The following is a 19745-nucleotide window of genomic DNA, read 5'->3' as shown; positions in this document are numbered from 1 at the left end:
CCCAGACCGACGCCCGGGGAGCATTCACAACGCGTCCACCGGCTTGTACGCCCCCCACACCTCCCGCAGCGCGTCACAGACCTCGCCAACCGTGGCCCGCGCCGCCAGCGCGTCCTTCATCGGGTACAGCACATTGGCCGTGCCCGGCCCGCTCTCGGCCGCCTTCCGCAGGGAGGACAGTGCCGCGCTCACCGCCGACCGGTCGCGTCCGGCGCGCAGCCGGGCGAGCCGGGCGCGCTGCCGGGCCTCGATCTCCGGGTCCACCCGCAGCGGCTCGTACGGCGCCTCCTCCGCCAGCTGGAAGCGGTTGACGCCGACCACCACCCGTGTCCCCGCGTCCGTCTCCCGGGCGATCCGGTAGGCGTTGCGCTCGATCTCCTCCTTCTGGAAGTTCCGCTCGATGGCGGCCACGGCGCCGCCCAGGTCCTCGACCCGCCGCATCAGGTCGACGGCCGCCTCCTCGACGGCGTCGGTCAGCGACTCGACGGCGTAGGAGCCCGCGAAGGGATCCACGGTGGCCGTCACATCGGTTTCGTGCGCCAGCACCTGCTGGGTGCGCAGCGCCAGCCGGGCAGAGACATCGGTCGGGAGCGCGATCGCCTCGTCGAAGGCGTTGGTGTGCAGCGACTGGGTGCCGCCGAACACGGCGGCGAGGCCCTGGACGGCCACCCGTACGAGGTTCACCTCGGGCTGCTGGGCGGTGAGTTGGACGCCCGCGGTCTGGGTGTGGAAGCGCAGCATCTGGGACTTCGGATCGCGGGCGCCGAACTCCTCCCGCATCACCCGCGCCCAGATCCGCCGCGCGGCCCGGAACTTGGCGACCTCCTCCAGCAGCGTGGTGCGGGAGACGAAGAAGAAGGAGAGCCGGGGCGCGAAGTCGTCGATGTCCATCCCCGCCGCGACGGCCGTACGGACGTACTCGATGCCGTCGGCGAGGGTGAAGGCGATCTCCTGCGCGGGCGAGGCCCCGGCCTCCGCCATGTGGTAGCCGGAGATCGAGATGGTGTTCCACTTGGGCAGCTCGGCCTTGCAGTACTTGAAGATGTCCGCGACCAGCCGCAGCGAGGGGACGGGCGGAAAGATGTAGGTGCCGCGGGCGATGTACTCCTTGAGGATGTCGTTCTGGATGGTGCCGGTCAGCCGGGCCCCGGACACGCCCTGCTCCTCGGCCACGAGTTGGTAGAGAAGCAGCAGCAGGGCCGCGGGCGCGTTGATGGTCATGGAGGTCGAGCCCCGGTCCAGCGGAATGCCGCCCAGCAGCACCCGCATGTCCTCGACCGAGTCGATGGCCACGCCCACCCTGCCGACCTCGCCGTGCGCGAGGGGCGCGTCGGAGTCGTAGCCCATCTGGGTCGGCAGGTCGAAGGCCACCGACAGCCCGGTGGTGCCGTGCTCGATCAACTGCCGGTAGCGGGCGTTGGACTCGGCGGCGGTGCCGAACCCCGCGTACTGCCGCATCGTCCAGGGGCGGCCGGTGTACATCGTCGGATACACCCCGCGGGTGAAGGGGTACTCCCCCGGCTCGCCCAGCCGCCCGGCCGGGTCCCAGCCGCTGAGCGCCCCGGGTCCGTACACCGGCTCGACGGGGAATCCCGACTCCGACTCGCGCGCCATGGGTCACGCCTCCTGATGGCTGATACCGGGCGTTCTCCGGTACGGGGCCTTGTTCACAGCATGCGTCGATGTTCGCCCCATGGCAGCCCCGGGAAGCATTCAGAGCAAAAAGATCAGGGGAGGGGTTCGGATGCACCGGACAGCGGTGGTCGGCACCGCGCTGGCCACGGCCACGGCGGCGGCACTGGTCGCCGGGTGCCGGCCGGGGGAGGCGACCGTGAACGGCCGGGGGCAGGAGCGACCCCAGGCCCGGGCGAGTACGAGCGCGCCCGCGCGCGAGACGTCGCCCCGGCCGCATCGCACCTACACCCACAAGGCCAAGCCCAAGCGGGTGGCGGCGCGCCCACCGCGCACCACGGCCCCTGCCGTGCCGCGGCGCACCGCGCCGAGGGTGGCCCCGCCGGTGATCCCCTTCGGCAGCAGCGGGGACCGGGTGCGCGAGCTCCAGGCCCGGCTGCGCGCGCTCGGCCTCTTCCACCGGAACCCGACCGGGTACTTCGGCACGATCACGCAGGCGTCGGTCAGCGCGTACCAGCGGGGCCACGGCCTGGCGGTCACCGGCTCGGTGAGCCGGGGCACCTGGACCTCACTGCGCTCGGCCACGAAGGCGCCCACGCGCGACCAGCTCTACCCACCGACCACCCTTCCACTGGCCAAGCCGGACCCGCGCTGCCTGACCGGCCGGGTGCTGTGCATCAGCAAGACCAGCCGCACCCTGGCCTGGATGGTGAACGGCCGGGTGGTGTCGGCGATGGATGTGCGCTTCGGCTCGGAGTACACCCCGACCCGGGAGGGTCTGTTCCAGGTCAACTTCAAGAGCCGGGACCATGTCTCGACGATCTATCACACGCCGATGCCCTACGCGATGTTCTTCAGCGGCGGCCAGGCGGTGCACTACTCCTCGGACTTCGCCGCGCGCGGCTACAGCGGCGCCTCACACGGCTGTGTGAACGTCCGGGACAAGAAGAAGATCGCAGCCCTCTTCGACCGGGTTAAGGCGGGCGACAAGGTCGTTGTCTACAAGTAGGGCCGCGACCATCAATTGAGGAACCCCGACGGCGAGGACCCGGTCCGCGAGAGCGGCGCCGGTGCAGAAGCAAAAAAGAGGGCGGCGCGGGCAGAGCCGGGGGAACGTGCTCTGCCCGCGCCGAATGCGCGGAGCCGTCGGTACGGGGGGAACCTCGGCTCCCGCGCGGCCGATGACCAGTCGGCCCGTTTCTTTCAGCGTCACCGCTGAAAAAAACGTCACACCTGGGTGCCGGAGTCTCAGTCGGCACCCGTTTCCGCGGTGGTCGTGGGGTGCTCCGAAGCGGGTGGCTCCGTGGACTTCAAGGGGTCAGCGGCGGTCGTGGGGGTGGTGACGTCAGTCGGCGTGTCGGTGGTGTCCGGCGGAGGGGGCGGCGGGGCCGGGTCGCCGTCCCCGCCACCTTTTCCCGGATCGCCACCGGAGTCGCCACCGCTGTCCGAACCGGCGCTGTCACCGGAGCCGGACCCGGAACCGGAACCGGAGCCGTCGGAGCCGCCGTTGCCGCTGTCCGTGCCACCACTGTCGCCGCCGCTGCCGGTGCTCTCGTCGCTGCGCGGGGTGCTGCCCGTACCGTCGTCGGCGAGGATCTGCGTGCAGTAGCCGTGGATGGCGGACGCGCCGCCCGCCGCCTTCGTCAGCTTCTTCAGCGACTTCTTGTCGAGGTCCGCGCCCACACCCGTTTCCGAGTCCAGATAGCGCGGGCAGATGGCGAGGGCCCACTCCGGGACGCCGGGCTCCCCCTTCGAGGCGTCCTTCGACTTTCCGTTCTTGCCCTTGCCGTCGCCGTCCGGGTCGGAGGGAACCGTTCCGCCCTGGGCGCCGTTCGAGCCCACGTCGCTGGCATCGTTGTCGCCCGAACCACCGGGATCAGGCGTCGTCGTACCGCCGTCCTGGGAGATCTCCGGATGGGCGGAGTCCCCGCCGGAACCGCCGTTCGACATGCTCACCGAGGGGCCCGGAGTGTGGTCGCTCCGCCCGAACGGTGTCGGCAGTACCCCCGCGGCTGCCGCCACCGCGAATCCGCTGAGCGCACATCCGGCCACGACCGCGACCATGCCCGCGCGCAGCGGGCGCCGCAGCCGCGGCTGTCTCTCTCTGAACCGCCGGATCCGGTGCGGCCGCCAGGCCATGTCCATCTCGGCCACCTCGGCCACGGACCCCGCCCCCGCCTCGGCACTGGCCTCGCCGCGGGCCGCCCGGAAGGCGGCCACGGCCGCCTCCTCACCGGGAAGCGCGGACGCGTCGGAAGGGGCCGCCGTACGGCCCGCGCCGGCGGCGGCGCTGAGCACGGCCGCCAACCGTTCCGCATCGGCATATGACTGGTCACCCCGGCCGTCGGGAGCTGCGGGCTGCCCCTCGACCGGTTCGCCGCGAAGCAACCGCTCCGCGGCACTGTCATCCAGCCAGCTGTAGCGGTGGTCTTCGGCCATCACATGTCCTTCTGCGTTGGCGCGCGTGAATCCGTCACACCAGCAGACTTCGCCACACCCGGCTTGGTTGCGCCGCCGCCGTGTGACTCGCGTTGCCCTGGAACCCCGTCGAGCACCGAATCGCCTCCGGCCGCGGGGCCGATCAGATCGGCGAGCCGCCGCAGCCCCCGGTGGGCGGCGGTGCGCACCGCCCCGGGCCGCTTGCCCAGCACCGCGGCCGCGCTCTTGGCGTCGAGGCCGAGGACCACCCGGAGCACCACCGCCTCGGCCTGGTCCTGCGGCAGCTGGGAGATCAGCCCGAGCGCCTTGCCGGTGCCGATGGCCTCCATCGCCTCACCGGCCGTGTCCGCGTCGGACGGCCGGAACTCCAGCTCCGACTCATCGCCGCCGATGGCCGGGCGGCGGCCGCGCATCCGTATGTGGTCCAGCGCGCGATTGCGGGCTATCCGGGCCGCCCAGCCCCGGAAACGATCCGCGTCTCCGCTGAACCGTTGCAGGTCACGGGCGATCTGCAGCCATGCTTCCGAGGTGATGTCCTCCGCGTCGCTCTCACCGACCAGCGTGCGTACATAGCCGAGGAGGCGAGGGTGCACGGACCGGTAGACGGTCCGGAAGGCGGTCTCGTCACCTTCCTGCGCCGCGAGCACCGCGGCGGTCAGTTCCGCGTCGTCGCCCTGCACGCTCTCTTCCTGCCCCACTCGGAGAATCCGTGGTCCAGTCGATTCCGGCGTAACCCGCGGGCTAGCCCTGCCCGTAGGGCGGGTACTGCTGACCGGGCTGGCCCGGCGGCGGGGTCGGCGGCATCTGAGGGGCACCATACGGCGCGGAGCCGGGGGCCGGGGAGCCGTACGGGTTCGGAGAAGGCATTCCGTACGGGGCCGGACCGGCCATCTGCGGGGGCAGCGAGGCCCGCTGCTCCTGCATCGCGGTGATCTGCCGGACCAGCAGCAGCGCCAGGACCGCCGCGGCCATGAAGATCACGATGGCGAACATGTCGAAGGCCAGGATGGAGTGCAGGCTCTCGATGTCGCTCTTCGCCTCCGAGGGAGAAGGGGAGTAGTCGTCGCCCTCCACCTTGCCCCGCAGCAGGTTGTACCGGATCCCGCCGACGGCGTTGGTGACCAGCGCCACGATCCAGGTGACCCACCAGCCATTGAGCACACCGCGGCTGACGGCCTGCGGCCCCTGCGGGGAGCTGGCGCGCCAGATGTCGTTGGCGATCTGCTTGGGGAACCAGAGGTTGACCACCGGGGTGAACCAGGAACCGGCCGCCCAGCCGCTGCTGAAGCGGTGCTGGCCGGGGGCGAAGACCTCGGCGTTCAGCCGCAGCCGCCGGAACCAGATCGCCCAGACCACGGCGATCGCGACCGTGAGCAGCGAGTAGATGACCTGGGCCGCCGTGAACATGTCGTCGGCGTCGTTGAGGTCGTCCTCGGTGATGGAGACCGACTTGCCCTCGACCGCGTCCAGCATGTCCCCGATCACGCTGTACTGGCCGGATCGCGCCACCAGGAGGAAGATGAGCGCGGGCAGCGCCAGCCCGAACAGCGCGACGAGCGTGGTGGAAAGCCCGCGCCGCAGATCGACCCCACCGGTCGGCATGCCCATCGGTGGAGCGGCCGGGTAGCCGTAGCCGCCGGGCATCGGCTGCTGCGGCGGGACGGACGGCTGCTGCGGGGGTCCGGGCGGCTGCTGGAGCTGCTGCTGGTAGGTCCCGCATGCGGCACAGCGCCCGTCGGGGCCGACGGCGACAGCGCGGCAGTTCCCACACGGATACATGGTCTTTTGAGTCCCCCTGGGAACGTGACCGCTCCGGGCCACGCGAGAAAGTAAGCCTCTGACCGCGCCCAGAGCGCGGACCTGCACGTTACGGGCATCCGACCGGTCCCGTCCAGAGTGGAACGAGCCCCGGACAGCGGGGTGAAGTCCCCGGTTTCGTCCAAGGGGAGGTGTGACGCAATCGAGGCGTGCGACGCTGTAAGGGGTACGAGCCTCTTGCGGGCTCTCCTGATCGACGGTCGGGGCCTCTCCTGTGGGGGGTGGCGGCCCCGACCGTCCTTCTGTCTCCCCTCCCGGAACGCACGCCCGGCCCCCGGTGGCCCCCCGCGCTCAGACGCCCAGCCGCTCCGCGAGCCGGGTGAAGCCGGACCAGCTCAGCGGCGGTTTCCCTGGGTCCCACACCCGCTGCGCCAGCGCCGCGAGCGGCAGCCGGATGCCCTGGGCCACCTGGACGGGGGTCTGGGCCTCGGGCTGGTCGCCCCAGATCGCGAAGCGGGCGCCGAGGATCCGGTCGGGTCCGGTCAGGCTCTTGTCGGCGACGGGCGTGGAGCCGCGCAGTGCCGTCGGGGACCAGTCCTCATATATGCGTTGGCCGGTCGGATAGGTGAACCCGCCGGGCTCGCCGAGCACGTAATAGAGGAAGGAGTCGTTGAGGTTGACCACCTTGCGGCCCTCCTTCAGATACTCCAGCGGCGGGCGTGCCGTCTCCTTCAGCCGTCCCGTCCAGTACTCGACCTCGATGTCCTTGGCGGGCTGGACGACGCCGCCCGCGAAGAAGCCGTCGTTCCACGCCTTGGGCCGCTTGCCGAGCTGCCGCGCGAGCCGGGCCCGGTCGTTCAGCCAGCCGGTGACCAGATCCTGCACCCGGGCGCTTGGGCCGTATTTCCGCTTGGCGGCGGCCACCAGCTTGGGGAACGACGCCTGGGGGTCCTTGACGGTCAGCGCGAGGTACTCATCGGCGCCCAGGTGCCACCAGCGGCCGGGGAAGAGCGGGGCGTACTCGCGCATCAGGTCATCGACGATGCGGGCCGCGGCCGGATTGGAGATGTCCACCGAGCCCTGGAACGTGGTCCCGCCCGCGTTGCGCAGCTGGAGCTGCGGATGGGCCCGGATGACGGCGCCGAGGTGGCCCGGCGAGTCGATCTCGGGGATGACGGTGATGTGCAGCCGCCGCCCGAGCGCGACGATCTGCCGGACCTGGTCCTTGGTGAGGTGCTGGGACGAGACGATCTCGGGGTGGCTGGTGTTCTGGATGCGGAAGCCCTGATCGTCCGAGAAGTGCAGGGCCAGCTGGTTGAGCTTGAGGTCGGCCATCTCGCGCATCCGGGCCTCGATCCACCCGACCGAGAAGAATTTGCGGGCGATGTCCAGGTTGAGGCCGCGCTGGGCGCGGCCGGGCCGGTCGTGGATCACACCCTCGGGGAGCCGGCCGCCGGAGCGCAGGGCCTGTTTCACGGTGCGGGTGCCGTAGAAGACGCCCGCGTCGGCCGGGCCGGTGATCCGGGTGCGGCCGCCGGCGACCTTGAGGGTGTACGCCTCGGCGCCGCCGCTCTCCTTCGGGGCGAGGGCCAGGGAGAGGTCACCGCGGCGGGCGGGGCCGGAGGTGGTGCGCAGCCCCAGCTCCGCGGCGATCATGCGGGCCTCGTCGGCGAGCGGGCCCTTGAGGTCGGTCACCACCCGGCTGTTGTCGCCGGGCCGCCAGCCGGGGCCCGAGGCCGGGGTGAAGTCGCGGACGGAGGGGATGGTGCGGGGCGGCGCGGAGGCCGCCGTGGCGTGCGGCGGGACGGCCGAGGGGGACCGCGCCGAGGGGGACCGCGCCGAGGTGGCGGTCGTGTGCGCCGAGGACTGCGCGGGCGTGGAGCGGGTGCCCGGCGGGCGCTGTCCGCCGTCCGTCTGCTGACAGCCGACGGCCGTCAGGACGAGCGTGGCGACGGCTCCCGCGATGAGACCGCGGACGCAGGACGCCTTGGTTGCTCTGAGCGGCAATCCCATGGCGGTGTACCTCCTCCTCGGCCCCTCCCCGCTTCACGCGTTCGGCCGCTTGTGGCCGAACGCGTGAAGCGGGCTCGGCCGCTTGTGGCCGAAAAAAGCCCTGCGCCCCGAATGCCGTCCACCGCATGCAGTAAAACCTCCCCGTTCGGGTGATATCGCGTTCCCTCCGGCACACCCACCTCCCCGCGTCGTTAGCGTGTACTGCTCACGCGCCCAGCCCATGTGTCCCACGCCTCCCCCGGGTCCGTTTCTCCCGGGTGTCCGTTCCCATGCGCGCCTCATGCGTGTCCGAGGAGTCCACGCTGTCCAGGTCCAGGTCCCGCGCCACCGCCTCCCGCCTCGACCGGCTCAACACCGCCCCCGCCGACGCGGCCGAGGCCGCGCTCCTCGCCTGTTGCGGCAGCCGCCGCTGGGCCCGGCTGATCGCGGCCCACCGCCCGTACCCGGATCTGGAGGCGCTGCTGGCCGCCGGGGACGAGGCCAGCTATGACCTCACTCTCGCCGATCTGGACGAGGCGCTCGCGGACGAGTCGGTCGTCGGCCATGAGCTGCCGCCCGCGGACAGCCTGGGGTCGCTGGCCGCGCACACCGCGCTCCAGGCCGCCCACGACGCGTACGAGCGTCGATTCGGTCACGTTTTCGTCATCTGTCTGGATGGTCTGCCGCCCGGGGAGCGGCTGGACCGGCTGCTGACCGGGATCCGGGACCGACTGGGCAACGAGTGGGAGCGGGAGCGGGACAACACCGCCGAGGAGCTGCGGCGCATCGCCCGCGGCAGACTGGTCCGGCTGACCGAGAATCGGTCCCGTTCGCCGGAAGTGCCCGAGTTCCGTATCGCATGATCGCCCGTCCGTGCTTGATCGATCACACTTGAGCCCCCGGAGGAACCCTCCGACAACACGTCGGTACGATGGCCAGGGCCGGTGGACCGTACCCGGCCGGGCCCGACCGACCGTGAAACCGGCAGGCCCCAATCCCGCTTCCGGAGGGTTTTTCCGTGCCGGCTGGAACGCTGTACCGCGGCCGGGAAGGTATGTGGTCCTGGGTGGCTCACCGAGTCACCGGCGTCCTCATCTTCTTCTTCCTGTTCGTACATGTGCTGGACACCTCGCTGGTCCGCGTCTCGCCCGAGGCGTACGACGACGTGGTCGCCACGTACAAGAATCCCGTCGTGAACCTGATGGAGTACGGCCTGGTGGCCGCCATCCTGTTTCACGCCCTCAACGGCCTTCGCGTCATCGCCGTCGACTTCTGGTCCAAGGGCGCGAGGTACCAGCGTCAGATGCTCTGGGGCGTCGTCGGTATCTGGGTCGTGCTGATGGCCGGTGCCTTCTACCCGGTCCTCCAGCACACGCTGCGCGAACTGTTCGGGAGCTGACGCACATGTCCGCCGAGACCACCACCCCCGCGAGCGACGCGGTCAGCGCGTACGACGTGGATCACCCGGCCCCGGTCATCGAGCCGCCGCGGGCCCGCACCCGTAAGACGCCCAGGGCGACCCGGACGAACTTCGAGATGTACGGCTGGCTCTTCATGCGCCTGTCCGGCGTCCTGCTGGTCGTCCTGGTCCTGGGCCATCTGCTGATCCAGCTGGTGCTGGACGGCGGTGTCACCAAGATCGGCTTCGCCTTCGTGGCCGGCCGCTGGGCCTCGCCGTTCTGGCAGGCATGGGATCTGATCATGCTCTGGCTCGCCACGCTGCACGGCGCGAACGGCCTGCGCACGATCATCAACGACTACGCGGAGCGGGACAACACCCGCCTGTGGCTGAAGGCGCTGCTCTACACGGCGGCGGGATTCACCATCGTGCTCGGCACTCTGGTGATCTTCACCTTCGACCCGAACATCCGCTAGGCCCCGGGGCTGAGGTATCCACTCATGAAGATCCACAAGTACGACACCGTCATCGTCGGCGCCGGCGGGGCCGGAATGCGCGCGGCCATCGAGTCGACCAAGCGCAGCCGCACCGCGGTGCTCACCAAGCTCTACCCGACCCGGTCCCACACCGGCGCCGCGCAGGGCGGCATGGCCGCCGCCCTCGCCAACGTCGAGGAGGACAACTGGGAGTGGCACACCTTCGACACGATCAAGGGCGGTGACTACCTGGTCGACCAGGACGCCGCCGAGATCCTGGCGAAGGAGGCCATCGACTCGGTCCTGGACCTCGAGAAGATGGGCCTGCCGTTCAACCGGACCCCGAACGGCACCATCGACCAGCGCCGCTTCGGCGGCCACAGCCGCAACCACGGCGAGGCCCCGGTCCGCCGGTCCTGCTACGCCTCGGACCGCACCGGTCACATGATCCTCCAGACGCTGTACCAGAACTGCGTCAAGGAGGGCGTGGAGTTCTACAACGAGTTCTACGTCCTGGACCTCCTGATGACCGAGGTCGACGGGGTCAAGCGCACCGCCGGTGTGGTGGCGTACGAGCTGGCCACCGGTGAACTGCACGTCTTCCAGGCGAAGGCCGTCGTCTTCGCCTCGGGCGGCTGCGGCAAGTTCTTCAAGGTGACCTCCAACGCCCACACCCTCACCGGTGACGGCCAGGCGGTCGCCTACCGGCGCGGGCTGCCGCTGGAGGACATGGAGTTCTTCCAGTTCCACCCGACCGGCATCTGGCGCATGGGCATCCTGCTGACGGAGGGCGCCCGCGGTGAAGGCGGAATCCTCCGCAACAAGGACGGCGAGCGCTTCATGGAGAAGTACGCGCCGGTCATGAAGGACCTCGCCTCGCGCGACGTGGTCTCGCGGTCGATCTACACCGAGATCCGCGAGGGCCGCGGCTGCGGTCCCGAGGGCGACCACGTCTACCTGGACCTCACCCACCTGCCGCCGGAGCAGCTGGACGCCAAGCTGCCCGACATCACCGAGTTCGCGCGGACCTACCTCGGCATCGAGCCGTACACGGACCCGATCCCGATCCAGCCGACCGCGCACTACACGATGGGCGGCATCCCGACCAACGTCCAGGGCGAGGTGCTGGCGGACAACGACACCGTCGTGCCCGGCCTGTACGCGGCCGGCGAGGTCGCCTGCGTCTCGGTGCACGGCGCCAACCGCCTGGGCACCAACTCGCTGCTCGACATCAACGTCTTCGGCCGCCGGGCGGGCATCGCCGCCGCGGAGTACTCCGCCACGGCCGACTTCGTCGAGCTCCCGGAGGACCCGGCCGGGTTCGTCCAGGCACAGGTCGAGAACCTGCGGGACGCCACCGGCACCGAGCGGGTCACCGAGGTCCGCAAGGCGCTCCAGGAGACCATGGACAAGAACGTCATGGTCTTCCGCACCGAGCAGACGCTCAAGGAGGCCGTCGAGGAGATCGGCCACCTGCGCGAGCGCTTCCGACACGTGAGCGTCCAGGACAAGGGCAAGCGGTTCAACACCGATCTGCTGGAGGCCATCGAGCTGGGCAACCTGCTCGACCTCGCCGAGGTCATGGCCATCTCCGCCCTGGCCCGCAAGGAGTCGCGCGGCGGTCACTACCGCGAGGACTACCCGAACCGCGACGACGTCAACTTCATGCGGCACACCATGGCGTACCGAGAGGTGGGCGCGGACGGCTCCGAGTCCATCCGCCTCGACTACAAGCCGGTCGTGCAGACCCGCTACCAGCCGATGGAGCGTAAGTACTGATGAGCACCCCCACTCTTGAGAAATCCGACCAGGCCCCCGAGGCAGCCGACGCCACCGCCTCGCACCTGATCACCGTCACCTTCCGGATCCGGCGCTTCAACCCGGAGGTCTCGGACCAGGCGGTCTGGGAGGATTTCCAGATCGACCTGGATCCGAAGGAGCGCGTCCTCGACGGTCTCCACAAGATCAAGTGGGAGCTGGACGGCACCCTGACCTTCCGCCGCTCCTGCGCCCACGGCATCTGCGGATCCGACGCGATGCGGATCAACGGACGCAACCGGCTGGCCTGCAAGACGCTGATCAAGGACATCAGCCCGGAGAAGCCCATCACGGTCGAGCCGATCAAGGGGCTCGCGGTCCTCAAGGACCTGATCGTGGACATGGAGCCGTTCTTCCAGGCGTACCGCGATGTGATGCCCTTCCTGATCACGACGGGCAACGAGCCGACACGTGAGCGGCTCCAGTCCGCGGCGGACCGTGAGCGGTTCGACGACACCACCAAGTGCATCCTGTGCGCCGCGTGCACCTCGTCGTGCCCGGTGTTCTGGAACGACGGCCAGTACTTCGGCCCGGCGGCGATCGTCAACGCGCACCGCTTCATCTTCGACTCGCGTGACGAGGGTGGTGAGCAGCGGTTGGAGATCCTGAACGACAAGGACGGCGTCTGGCGCTGCCGTACGACCTTCAACTGCACGGAGGCGTGCCCGCGAGGGATCGAGGTCACGAAGGCCATCCAGGAGGTGAAGCGCGCGCTGATCACGCGGCGCTTCTAGGAGAGCTACGGGCGAGGGCCCCGCTTCCCGGGTTTCCGGGGGCGGGGCCTTCGTCGTTCCGGCGCGCCTTGGTCGTTCCGGCGGGCCTTGGTCGTTCCGGCGGGCCTTGGTCGTTCCGGCGCGTGCCGGGAACTATGCACAGTGGGTATACACACCGCGTATAGTCGTGCCCATGGCCACCGCCTACGTTCTCCCGATCAAGACCGCTGCCGCGCTCTTCCCTCTGCTGGCGCTCTTACTGTTGCTGCCGACAGCCGTCGCCCTGTACCGCCGTCACGGCGTGATGTCCCGGGGGCGGACGCTGTCGCTGTACGGCTTCCTCTACTACTCGCTCACGGCCCTCTGCATGACGATCGTGCCGCTGCCGAAGCAGACCGCCGATATGTGCCAGCGGTTCGCGATGGTGGCCCATCCGCAGTGGATGCCCGGGAACACCTTCAGAGACATCTGGAAGGAAGCCGACCACAAGATCGGGCTCAACGCGCTGGTCCTCCAGAACCCCGCCGTCGCCGGAACCGCCTTCAACCTGCTGCTGCTCCTGCCGCTCGGCGTCTTCCTGCGCTACCACTTCCGGCGCTCGCTGCCCGCCACCGCCGCGATCGGCTTCGCGGTCTCGCTGTCCTTCGAGCTGACGCAGTGGACCGGGGTCTGGGGCCTCTACAACTGCCCGTACCGGCTGTTCGACGTGGACGACCTGATCGTCAACACGGCCGGGGCGATGGCCGGTTGGCTGCTGGCCGGACCGGTCGGGCGGACGCTGCCGACGCTGGAGACGCTGGACGGGCGGGCGCTGGCGGCACGTCCGGTTCCGTTCGGGCGGCGGCTGACGGCACTGGTCGTGGATGTGGCCGGATATGTCGTCGCCTCGCTGTTCATCACCGCCGTGGTCTACCGGGGCGGGTCGGCCCCGACCTGGACGCTGGTGGGAATCTTCGTGGCCTGGTTCGTGCTGCTGCCGCTGGCGACCGGGGCGACCCCCGGAAAGCGGCTGTTGCTGCTGAAGCTCGTGGCGGACGACGGCGGCCCGCTGATGGTCTGGCGGCTGACCCTGCGCGCGCTGCTGATCGGGGCGCTGCTGATGCCGTTCCTGGCCGGGCAGTTCCTGGCGGTGCTGACCCTGCTGAACGAGCCGTATCCCGCCCGCCTGTTCGCCACCGTCCGCGACTCGGGCACGCAGGGCGCGGAGGCGGTCCTCATGGCGCTGAGCCCCGCTCAGCTGCTGGCGGTGATGGTCGGGTTCACGCTGACGGCGGTGTGCGTACGGAAGACGCTGCGCCACCCGGACCGGCTGGCCCCGCACGATCGCGTCTCGGGCATCCGCAACGCGACGCTGCCGCACCGGCGGGCGGTGCGGGCCGCCGTAGCGACGGCGACGGCTGACCGGCCCGCTGGCCAGCCTGCTGACCGGCCCGTTTCGGTCGCTGTAGGCGCGGGCCGGGGCTGAGGTGGCGGGCGTTCAGACGCGGGTCGAGGCGAGCTCCACGACGGTGACGTCCGGGGGCGCCCCGACCCGTACCGGCGGGCCCCAGGCGCCCGCGCCACGGGTCACATAGAGCTGGGTGTCGCCGTACCGGTCGAGCCCGGCGGCGGTCGGGTTGGCGAGCTCGGCCACATAGGTGCCGGGCCACAGCTGACCGCCGTGAGTGTGGCCGGAGAGCTGGAGATCCACGCCCGCCTTCACCGCGTCGTGGATCACCACCGGCTGATGGGCGAGCAGCACGGAGGCGCGCGAGCGGTCGCGGTCGCCGAGCGCCTTGCCGAAGTCGGGACCGTGGCCCTCGCTCTCGCCCGCGACGTCGTTCACCCCGGCGAGATCGAAGCCGGGAAGCTCGGTGCGCTCGTTCTCCAGGGGCCGCAGGCCCAGTTCGCGGACGTGGTCCACCCACTCGGCGGCGCCCGAGTAGTACTCGTGGTTGCCGGTGACGAAGTAGCTTCCGTGGCGGGCGGTCAGCGCGCGTAGCGGCTCGGCGGCAGGGCCGAGGTCGGCCACGCTGCCGTCCACGAGGTCGCCGACGACGGCGACGAGGTCGGGGTTGGTGCGATTGACCGCCTCGACGACCCGCCGGGTGTGATCGCGGCCCAGGATCGGCCCGAGGTGGATATCGCTGACGACGGCGATCCGGAAGCCGTGCGCCCGGCGCGGCAGCTTGGCGAGCGGCACGGTGATCCGCTTGACCCTCGGCCCACGCAACACGGTGTACTTCCCGTACCCCACCGTCCCGGCCGCCACGGCGGTGGCCCCGACGGCGACGGCCCGCGCGACGAAGAGACGGCGAGAGGGCGCGGGGGCCGCGTCCCCGGGGTCCGCCGCGCCGTCCTCGGCGGCCTCCGCAGCGGCCTCGTCGGCCTCCGTGGCGATGTTGGCTGCCCCGTCGACGACGGCCTTGGCCTCGCTCACGACAGCGGCTCCCGCGCCGTCGGACACCACCGCGCCCTCGGGCACCGCCGCAGCGCCGACCAAGCCGCCCACGGCCGCGGCCGGAGCGTCGGGCGACCGCACATCAACGGGTCGGCCACGGCTGAGCCAGGCGCGCAGCAGGGGGCGTACCGCCTCGCCCGCAAGGAGGGCCAGGGTCAGGTAGAGGAGGAGGGCGAGCCAGAGGTAGCCCGGCCAGGCGAGGGCGCGCTGGAGGGGGAAGGGCGCGCCCGCGCGGCCCGCGATCAGCGCGCCGACGCTGATTAGCGGCAGCGCGAAGGCCGCCGCCGTGCCCGTACGGCGCGCCCACCCCCCGCGCGCCGTCGTATCGCGGACGAGCCGCCGCCACACGTACCAGTGGACGCCGGTCAGCAAACCGACGGCGACCAGTGCGATCAGGACGTAGAGCACGACCATCCCCGGTCCCCTCCCCTAGCGACTACGCGACTACCAGCCATGGGGCTGCGGCTGCCTGCCACAGCTGCCTGGAACGGCTACTCGGAGGCGTCGTTCCGGCGCAGGGCGCGCACACCACGCAACCCGATCAACCCGATCGCCGTCCCCAAGAGAAACGAGGTGATCGCGAGCAGCAGATGCACCCAAAAGTACGCGGTGGGGTCACCGGAGTCGTCGAAGGCGAGTCCGCTGGCGTCCTTCCACAAATTTTTGACAAAGGTGAACCAGATGACCCAGCTCCAGACCCCGAAGGCGAGCAGGAACCAGGACACGGGGCGGCTGAGCTTCATGGTCTCCAGTATGGGCACGACCTCCCATACCTCCACGCGGGGGTCTGCCGTCAATACGTCGGCGCTGCTGTCGCTCTCCTCAGCGACGCCAGGTACGTTCACCTCCGTGCCCACACCTTCCTTCACCAGCACTCACGTCCGACACAGCACCCGTAAGAGCACCGACAAGAGCACCGACAAGATCTCCGGCAAGGGCCGCACCCCCGCCCGCCGAGCCGTGGCCCCGCTGGCCGCCACCGCCACCGCCCTCCTGCTGTGCGGTCCGCTCGCCGTCGCCCCGGCGCACGCCGCCGACCAGCCGGGCGGCTCCACCGACGCGGTCAAGCCGCCCGCGCACATGTCCACGGTGGGCGGGAAGCGGCTCGGCCGCCCCGACACCCAGGTGGATCCGAAGCCGGGCGCGCCCGCGCTGCCCAAGGGGCTCAGCGGGAAGTCGTGGCTGGTGGCCGACGCCGAGTCGGGCGATGTGCTCGCCTCGCACAACGCCCACTGGCAGCTGCCGCCCGCGTCCACGCTGAAGATGCTGTTCGCGGACACGCTGCTGCCGAAGATGCCGAAGACGAAGACCCACAAGGTGCGGCTGTCCGACCTGGAGGGGATGGGTGAGGGCAGCAGCCTGGTCGGGGTCAAGGAGAACTACACCTACTCGGTCCACGACCTGTGGCTCGGCGTCTTCCTGCGCTCCGGCAACGACGCGGTGCACGTGCTGGCGGCCATGAACGGCGGAGTCCCGGCGACCGTGAAGGAGATGCAGGCACACGCGAAGTACCTGAACGCCCGGGACACCCATGTGGTCACCCCGGACGGCTACGACGAGAAGGGCCAGGTCAGCAGCGCGTACGACCTGACCCTCTTCGCCCGCTCGGGGCTGCAGAAGGCGGATTTCCGGGAGTACTGCTCGACGGCGACCGCGCAATTCCCCGGTGTGTTCGAGAAGGACAAGAAGGGCAAGAAGGCCCGCACCAGCTTCGGCATCCAGAACACCAACCGGCTGCTGACCGGCCTCGGCGTCGCCCCCTACAAGGGCATCGCCGGGGTGAAGAACGGCAACACCACGAACGCGGGCGCCACCTTCACCGGGGTCGCCCAGCGCGGCAACCGGGTACTGCTGGTCACCGTCATGAGTCCGCAGCAGAAGGAGGCGAACGAGGTCTACAAGGAGACCGCGAGGCTCTTCGACTGGGGGTTCAAGGCGTCGGGCTCGGTGAACCCGGTCGGCACCCTCGTCCGGCCGGGCGCGGCGGGCGCGAACCACCCCTCGGCCGGTGGCGAGGACGGCCACAAGCACGCCCAGGCGTCCGTCTCGGCGGACAACGGAAGCTCGGGCGGTATGTGGACCGCTATGGGCATCACGGGCGGCTCCCTGGCGCTGCTGGGCGCGGTGGCCTTCGGGGTGCACCGCCGCTGGCCGCTCCCCGAGCTGGTGCGCCGCCGCCCACGCGACTGAGCGAAGCCCTTAAGCCTTTAACGGTCGCCGTGGCCGCCTTACGGTTGCCGTAGCGCCTTGCGCGGTCGCCGTGGCCGCCTTACGGTCGCCGCCATCCGTTGTCACGCCGCCGCCGGCGGGCCCTCCGGTCCGCCGGCGCGGTGCTTTTCGACCTCCGGCGTGGGCGGCCCGGACGGCTCGGGCGGCCCGGACGGCTCGGGCGGCCCGGGCGGTCCGGGCGGTCCGGGCGGTCCGGGCGGCTCCGACGGCCCGGACGACTCCTCCGGTTCGGACGGCTCCTCCGGTTCGGACGGCCGGGCCTTGTCCGCCTCGGCCGCCCATTCCGCCTCGTGCTCGGCCTGGGCGGCGGGCGGGGTGGCGGTCCAGGAGGCGCAGTACAGCGTGAGTTTCGCGGTGAAGTTGATCCACAGCAGCAGCGCGATGGGCACCCCGAACGCCCCGTACATGCTCTTGGCCGCCACGTCCTTCAGATAGCTGCTGAGGAGCAGCTTGAGCAGTTCGAAGCCGATCGCCCCGATGAGCGCGGCGACCGCGACCGTACGGCGGGGCGGCTCCACGCCCGGGAGCCAGGTCAGCACGTAGCACAGCAGCAGGAAGTCGGCGCCGACGGCGATGAGGAACGCGGCGATCCGCAACAGCCAGCCGCCGACCCCGTTCTCGGGGATGCCGATCAGCCGGGCGACCCGGCCCACGGCGGTGGCGGCCAGGGCGGACACGGCGAACGAGACGAGCGCCACCCCGCCCAGCCCGATCAGCACGTACGCGTCCTTGACCTTGCGCACCAGCGGATTGCCGGGGTCCTCCTCCAGCTCCCATACCGCCCGCAGGCACTCGCGCAGCGAGCCCACCCAGCTGATGCCGGTGAACAGCAGCAGGGCGCCCGCGACGACCCCGATCGTGCCGGCGTTCTGGACGAGTGCGCCCAGGTCGAGCTGGCCGGAGATACCGGGGATCTGCTGGGCGAGCTTCTTCTGGAGCTGCGCCATCTGCGACCGGGTGAGCGTCGCCGCGCCGATCGCCGCCCCGACGGCGATGAGCGGGAAGAAGGCGATGAAGCTGGTGAACGTGATCGCGGCGGCGAGCCGGGTCCAGTGGACGCGGTCGAGCCGTTCGTACGTACGCCAGGCGTGGGTGCGCATCAGCCGGGCCAGGGCGGGGCCGACGACAGGCAGCCGGGTCAACGATTCCATGATCAGCAACTACCCCTCTGCGCGTTGTCACTCCTCGGCGCACCGGGCGCCCGGTATGGATATCCGGGTTCCCCGGACCGGCGCTCCCCTCATCACTCTTTTCGGTGAGGGTGTGCATACGGACGCACGATCACTCCATATGCCCCGGATCATGGAGATAAGTTCCCTCCATGAAGGACGTCGTCGGTTCCCCGCAGTCGCTGCTCGTCCTGGGCGGCACCTCCGAGATCGCCCTGGCGACCGTCCGCCGCCTGATCACCCGGCGGGCCCGTACCGTCTGGCTGGCCGGCCGTCCCTCACCCGCCCTGGAGTCGACCGCGCGACAGTTGCGGGACCTCGGTGCCGACACCCTTACGGTGCCCTTCGACGCGCTCGCCCCCGAGGCCCACGAGGTGGCCCTGGGCAAGGTCTTCGCCGAGGGCGACATCGACCTGGTGCTGCTGGCCTTCGGGATCCTGGGCGTCCAGGCGCGGGACGAGACCGATCTCCCGGCGGCGGTCCGGGTCGCCCAGACCAACTACACCGGCGCCGTCTCCGCGGCCCTGATCTGCGCCAACGCCATGCGCCGCCAGGGCCATGGCTCACTGGTGGTGCTCTCCTCGGCCGCCGCCGGACGGGTCCGCCGCACCGACTTCATCCACGCCTCCGCCAAGGCCGGACTCGACGTGTTCGCCCAAGGGCTGGGGGACGCGCTGCGCGGCACGGGCGTCCATGTGATGGTCGTACGCCCCGGCTTCGTCCGTACGAAGCTCACGGCCGGGCTGCGGCCCGCGCCGCTGGCCACCACGCCCCAGGCGGTCGCCAAGGCCATCGAGGAGGGGCTGCGGCGGCGCGCCCCGGTCGTCTGGACGCCGGGCGCGCTGCGGCTGACGACGGCGGCACAGCGCCTGCTGCCCCGCGCCGTCTCCCGCCTGAGCGGGCCCCGTAAGGGCGCGGGGCTGGGTCGACGTGCGGCTCCGCCGCGTGGGCGCGACCAGCCATGACGGGCCCGCGGACGACTGACGCACCGGAGCCCCGGCGGAGCGTTCCGGCGGAGCGCTCAGTGAGAGGGTGCCGCCGGGCGCGAGAGATCCACCTGACGGGGCACCACGGGCGGCGCACCGCCCGGCTGTTCATCCGCCCCGAAGGGATATTCGCGGTCCAGCTGCCAGACCCCGTCCGCCCCCTGCTCGTACAGTGCGAAGCCGGTGATCGTCCAGGCGGCCTCGTACTCCTTGAGCTCCACGAACGCCCGGTCCATCGCCTCCTCGTCGATGCCGTGCGCGACCGTGACATGCGGGTGGTACGGAAACTGCAGCTCACGCGCGCACGGCCCGGACTCCGCGCGGATCCGCTCCTGGAGCGCCGCGCACTCCTCCGCGCCCTCGACGATCCGGACGAAGACCACCGGCGAGAGCGGCCGGAAGGTGCCGGTGCCCTCCAGCCGCATCGGGAACGGCCGCCCCTCGGCCGCGACCCGCGCCAGATGGTCCTCCACGGCGGGCAGCGCCGAGACGTCGACCTCGGTCGGCGGCAGGAGGGTCACATGCGTGGGGATGCCATGGGCGGCCGGGTCCCCGAAGCCCGCGCGCCGCTCCTGGAGGAAGCTGCCGTACGGCTCCGGGACCGCGATCGAAACGCCGAGCGTTACGGTCCCCACTGCGTTCTCCCTCCTGGCCCTCCCGGGCTGCTGGGTTCTGGCCGCTGCACCGGTGTCAG

The 19745-nt window shown here is 71.0% G+C and carries 17 protein-coding genes and 1 pseudogene; 9 read left to right on the top strand and 9 right to left on the bottom strand.

The window, feature by feature from the left end; genetic code table 11:
- Positions 1–24 precede the first annotated feature (24 nt).
- On the bottom strand, positions 25–1614 hold the full coding sequence (locus ACMTAK_RS29390; RefSeq protein WP_413808967.1) for an acyl-CoA mutase large subunit family protein: 1590 nt from the start codon (positions 1612–1614) through the stop codon (positions 25–27).
- A gap of 130 nt (positions 1615–1744) precedes the next feature.
- Between ACMTAK_RS29390 and ACMTAK_RS29385 the strand changes: the two genes are divergently transcribed.
- The gene (locus ACMTAK_RS29385) at positions 1745–2641 is read left to right on the top strand and encodes a L,D-transpeptidase family protein (protein WP_413808966.1); all 897 of its coding nucleotides are present in this window, start codon (positions 1745–1747) and stop codon (positions 2639–2641) included.
- 239 nt (positions 2642–2880) lie between these two features.
- Here ACMTAK_RS29385 and ACMTAK_RS29380 read toward each other — a convergent pair whose 3' ends face one another.
- The 4 genes from ACMTAK_RS29380 to ACMTAK_RS29365 form a co-directional block, all read right to left on the bottom strand.
- Positions 2881–4071 carry a hypothetical protein gene (locus ACMTAK_RS29380; protein ID WP_413808965.1) on the bottom strand — a complete coding sequence of 397 codons (1191 nt, stop codon included), beginning with the start codon at positions 4069–4071 and terminating at the stop codon, positions 2881–2883.
- Positions 4071–4751, bottom strand: a complete 681-nt coding sequence (locus ACMTAK_RS29375; protein WP_413813027.1) for an RNA polymerase sigma factor — start codon at positions 4749–4751, stop codon at positions 4071–4073. The genes ACMTAK_RS29380 and ACMTAK_RS29375 overlap by 1 nt, the downstream gene beginning before the upstream one ends.
- A gap of 61 nt (positions 4752–4812) precedes the next feature.
- Positions 4813–5850 (bottom strand): DUF4328 domain-containing protein, encoded by a 1038-nt coding sequence (locus ACMTAK_RS29370; RefSeq protein ID WP_413808964.1) that lies wholly within the window; start codon positions 5848–5850, stop codon positions 4813–4815.
- Positions 5851–6180: 330 nt separating this feature from the next.
- The gene (locus tag ACMTAK_RS29365) at positions 6181–7842 is read right to left on the bottom strand and encodes a beta-N-acetylhexosaminidase (protein ID WP_413808963.1); all 1662 of its coding nucleotides are present in this window, start codon (positions 7840–7842) and stop codon (positions 6181–6183) included.
- A gap of 269 nt (positions 7843–8111) precedes the next feature.
- Between ACMTAK_RS29365 and ACMTAK_RS29360 the strand changes: the two genes are divergently transcribed.
- The 6 genes from ACMTAK_RS29360 (at position 8112) to ACMTAK_RS29335 (ending at position 13692) form a co-directional block, all read left to right on the top strand.
- Positions 8112–8684 (top strand): 2-oxo-4-hydroxy-4-carboxy-5-ureidoimidazoline decarboxylase, encoded by a 573-nt coding sequence (locus ACMTAK_RS29360; protein WP_413808962.1) that lies wholly within the window; start codon positions 8112–8114, stop codon positions 8682–8684.
- Between the two features lie 155 nt (positions 8685–8839).
- The gene (gene sdhC / locus ACMTAK_RS29355) at positions 8840–9220 is read left to right on the top strand and encodes a succinate dehydrogenase, cytochrome b556 subunit (RefSeq protein WP_037953444.1); all 381 of its coding nucleotides are present in this window, start codon (positions 8840–8842) and stop codon (positions 9218–9220) included.
- Between the two features lie 5 nt (positions 9221–9225).
- The gene (locus ACMTAK_RS29350) at positions 9226–9696 is read left to right on the top strand and encodes a succinate dehydrogenase hydrophobic membrane anchor subunit (protein ID WP_037953443.1); all 471 of its coding nucleotides are present in this window, start codon (positions 9226–9228) and stop codon (positions 9694–9696) included.
- Positions 9697–9720: 24 nt separating this feature from the next.
- Entirely contained in the window at positions 9721–11475 is a 1755-nt protein-coding gene (gene sdhA, locus ACMTAK_RS29345; protein WP_413808961.1) for a succinate dehydrogenase flavoprotein subunit, read from the top strand.
- On the top strand, positions 11475–12248 hold the full coding sequence (locus tag ACMTAK_RS29340; protein WP_262699088.1) for a succinate dehydrogenase iron-sulfur subunit: 774 nt from the start codon (positions 11475–11477) through the stop codon (positions 12246–12248). Before sdhA ends, ACMTAK_RS29340 begins: the two co-directional genes overlap by 1 nt.
- Before the next feature lie 172 nt (positions 12249–12420).
- A complete protein-coding gene (locus ACMTAK_RS29335; RefSeq protein ID WP_413808960.1) occupies positions 12421–13692 on the top strand; it encodes a VanZ family protein in 1272 nt (423 codons plus the stop codon).
- A 12-nt stretch (positions 13693–13704) separates the two neighbouring features.
- On the opposite strand, the gene ACMTAK_RS29330 is transcribed toward ACMTAK_RS29335, so the two are convergent.
- Complete coding sequence (locus tag ACMTAK_RS29330) at positions 13705–15081, bottom strand: metallophosphoesterase (protein ID WP_413808959.1); 1377 nt, start codon at positions 15079–15081, stop codon at positions 13705–13707.
- Between the two features lie 77 nt (positions 15082–15158).
- Positions 15159–15410, bottom strand: coding sequence for an SCO4848 family membrane protein (locus ACMTAK_RS29325; RefSeq protein ID WP_069870392.1), 252 nt, complete (start codon positions 15408–15410; stop codon positions 15159–15161).
- 10 nt (positions 15411–15420) lie between these two features.
- On the opposite strand from ACMTAK_RS29325, the gene ACMTAK_RS29320 reads away from it, so the two are divergent.
- Positions 15421–16857: a D-alanyl-D-alanine carboxypeptidase family protein gene (locus ACMTAK_RS29320; protein ID WP_461773823.1), complete on the top strand. Its 1437-nt coding sequence runs from the start codon at positions 15421–15423 to the stop codon at positions 16855–16857.
- A 101-nt stretch (positions 16858–16958) separates the two neighbouring features.
- Here the strand turns inward: ACMTAK_RS29320 and ACMTAK_RS29315 are convergent, their stop codons facing one another.
- The gene (locus ACMTAK_RS29315; RefSeq protein WP_413808957.1) at positions 16959–18047 is read right to left on the bottom strand and encodes a YihY/virulence factor BrkB family protein; all 1089 of its coding nucleotides are present in this window, start codon (positions 18045–18047) and stop codon (positions 16959–16961) included.
- Positions 18048–18217: 170 nt separating this feature from the next.
- Between ACMTAK_RS29315 and ACMTAK_RS29310 the strand changes: the two are divergent.
- Positions 18218–18958, top strand: a pseudogene (locus ACMTAK_RS29310) (SDR family NAD(P)-dependent oxidoreductase); the annotation flags it as partial.
- A gap of 128 nt (positions 18959–19086) precedes the next feature.
- Here ACMTAK_RS29310 and ACMTAK_RS29305 read toward each other — a convergent pair.
- A complete protein-coding gene (locus tag ACMTAK_RS29305; protein ID WP_413808956.1) occupies positions 19087–19686 on the bottom strand; it encodes a 2'-5' RNA ligase family protein in 600 nt (199 codons plus the stop codon).
- Positions 19687–19745: the final 59 nt, after the last annotated feature.

Origin of the sequence: Streptomyces lacaronensis (assembly GCF_047337785.1) — a bacterium.
In the GTDB taxonomy this organism is placed as follows: domain Bacteria; phylum Actinomycetota; class Actinomycetes; order Streptomycetales; family Streptomycetaceae; genus Streptomyces; species Streptomyces lycopersici.
This window is presented reverse-complemented; position numbering and strand designations above follow the sequence as displayed.

Bases quoted from the DNA above. Each gene is read 5' to 3' on its own strand.
- ACMTAK_RS29390 (WP_413808967.1), bottom strand. From the start codon at position 1,614: ATGGCGCGCGAGTCGGAGTCGGGATTCCCCGTCGAGCCGGTGTACGGA.
- ACMTAK_RS29385 (WP_413808966.1), top strand. From the start codon at position 1,745: ATGCACCGGACAGCGGTGGTCGGCACCGCGCTGGCCACGGCCACGGCG.
- ACMTAK_RS29380 (WP_413808965.1), bottom strand. From the start codon at position 4,071: ATGGCCGAAGACCACCGCTACAGCTGGCTGGATGACAGTGCCGCGGAG.
- ACMTAK_RS29370 (WP_413808964.1), bottom strand. From the start codon at position 5,850: ATGTATCCGTGTGGGAACTGCCGCGCTGTCGCCGTCGGCCCCGACGGG.
- ACMTAK_RS29365 (WP_413808963.1), bottom strand. From the start codon at position 7,842: ATGGGATTGCCGCTCAGAGCAACCAAGGCGTCCTGCGTCCGCGGTCTC.
- ACMTAK_RS29360 (WP_413808962.1), top strand. From the start codon at position 8,112: ATGCGCGCCTCATGCGTGTCCGAGGAGTCCACGCTGTCCAGGTCCAGG.
- ACMTAK_RS29350 (WP_037953443.1), top strand. From the start codon at position 9,226: ATGTCCGCCGAGACCACCACCCCCGCGAGCGACGCGGTCAGCGCGTAC.
- sdhA (WP_413808961.1), top strand. From the start codon at position 9,721: ATGAAGATCCACAAGTACGACACCGTCATCGTCGGCGCCGGCGGGGCC.
- ACMTAK_RS29340 (WP_262699088.1), top strand. From the start codon at position 11,475: ATGAGCACCCCCACTCTTGAGAAATCCGACCAGGCCCCCGAGGCAGCC.
- ACMTAK_RS29335 (WP_413808960.1), top strand. From the start codon at position 12,421: ATGGCCACCGCCTACGTTCTCCCGATCAAGACCGCTGCCGCGCTCTTC.
- ACMTAK_RS29330 (WP_413808959.1), bottom strand. From the start codon at position 15,081: ATGGTCGTGCTCTACGTCCTGATCGCACTGGTCGCCGTCGGTTTGCTG.
- ACMTAK_RS29325 (WP_069870392.1), bottom strand. From the start codon at position 15,410: ATGAAGCTCAGCCGCCCCGTGTCCTGGTTCCTGCTCGCCTTCGGGGTC.
- ACMTAK_RS29320 (WP_461773823.1), top strand. From the start codon at position 15,421: ATGGGCACGACCTCCCATACCTCCACGCGGGGGTCTGCCGTCAATACG.
- ACMTAK_RS29315 (WP_413808957.1), bottom strand. From the start codon at position 18,047: ATGGAATCGTTGACCCGGCTGCCTGTCGTCGGCCCCGCCCTGGCCCGG.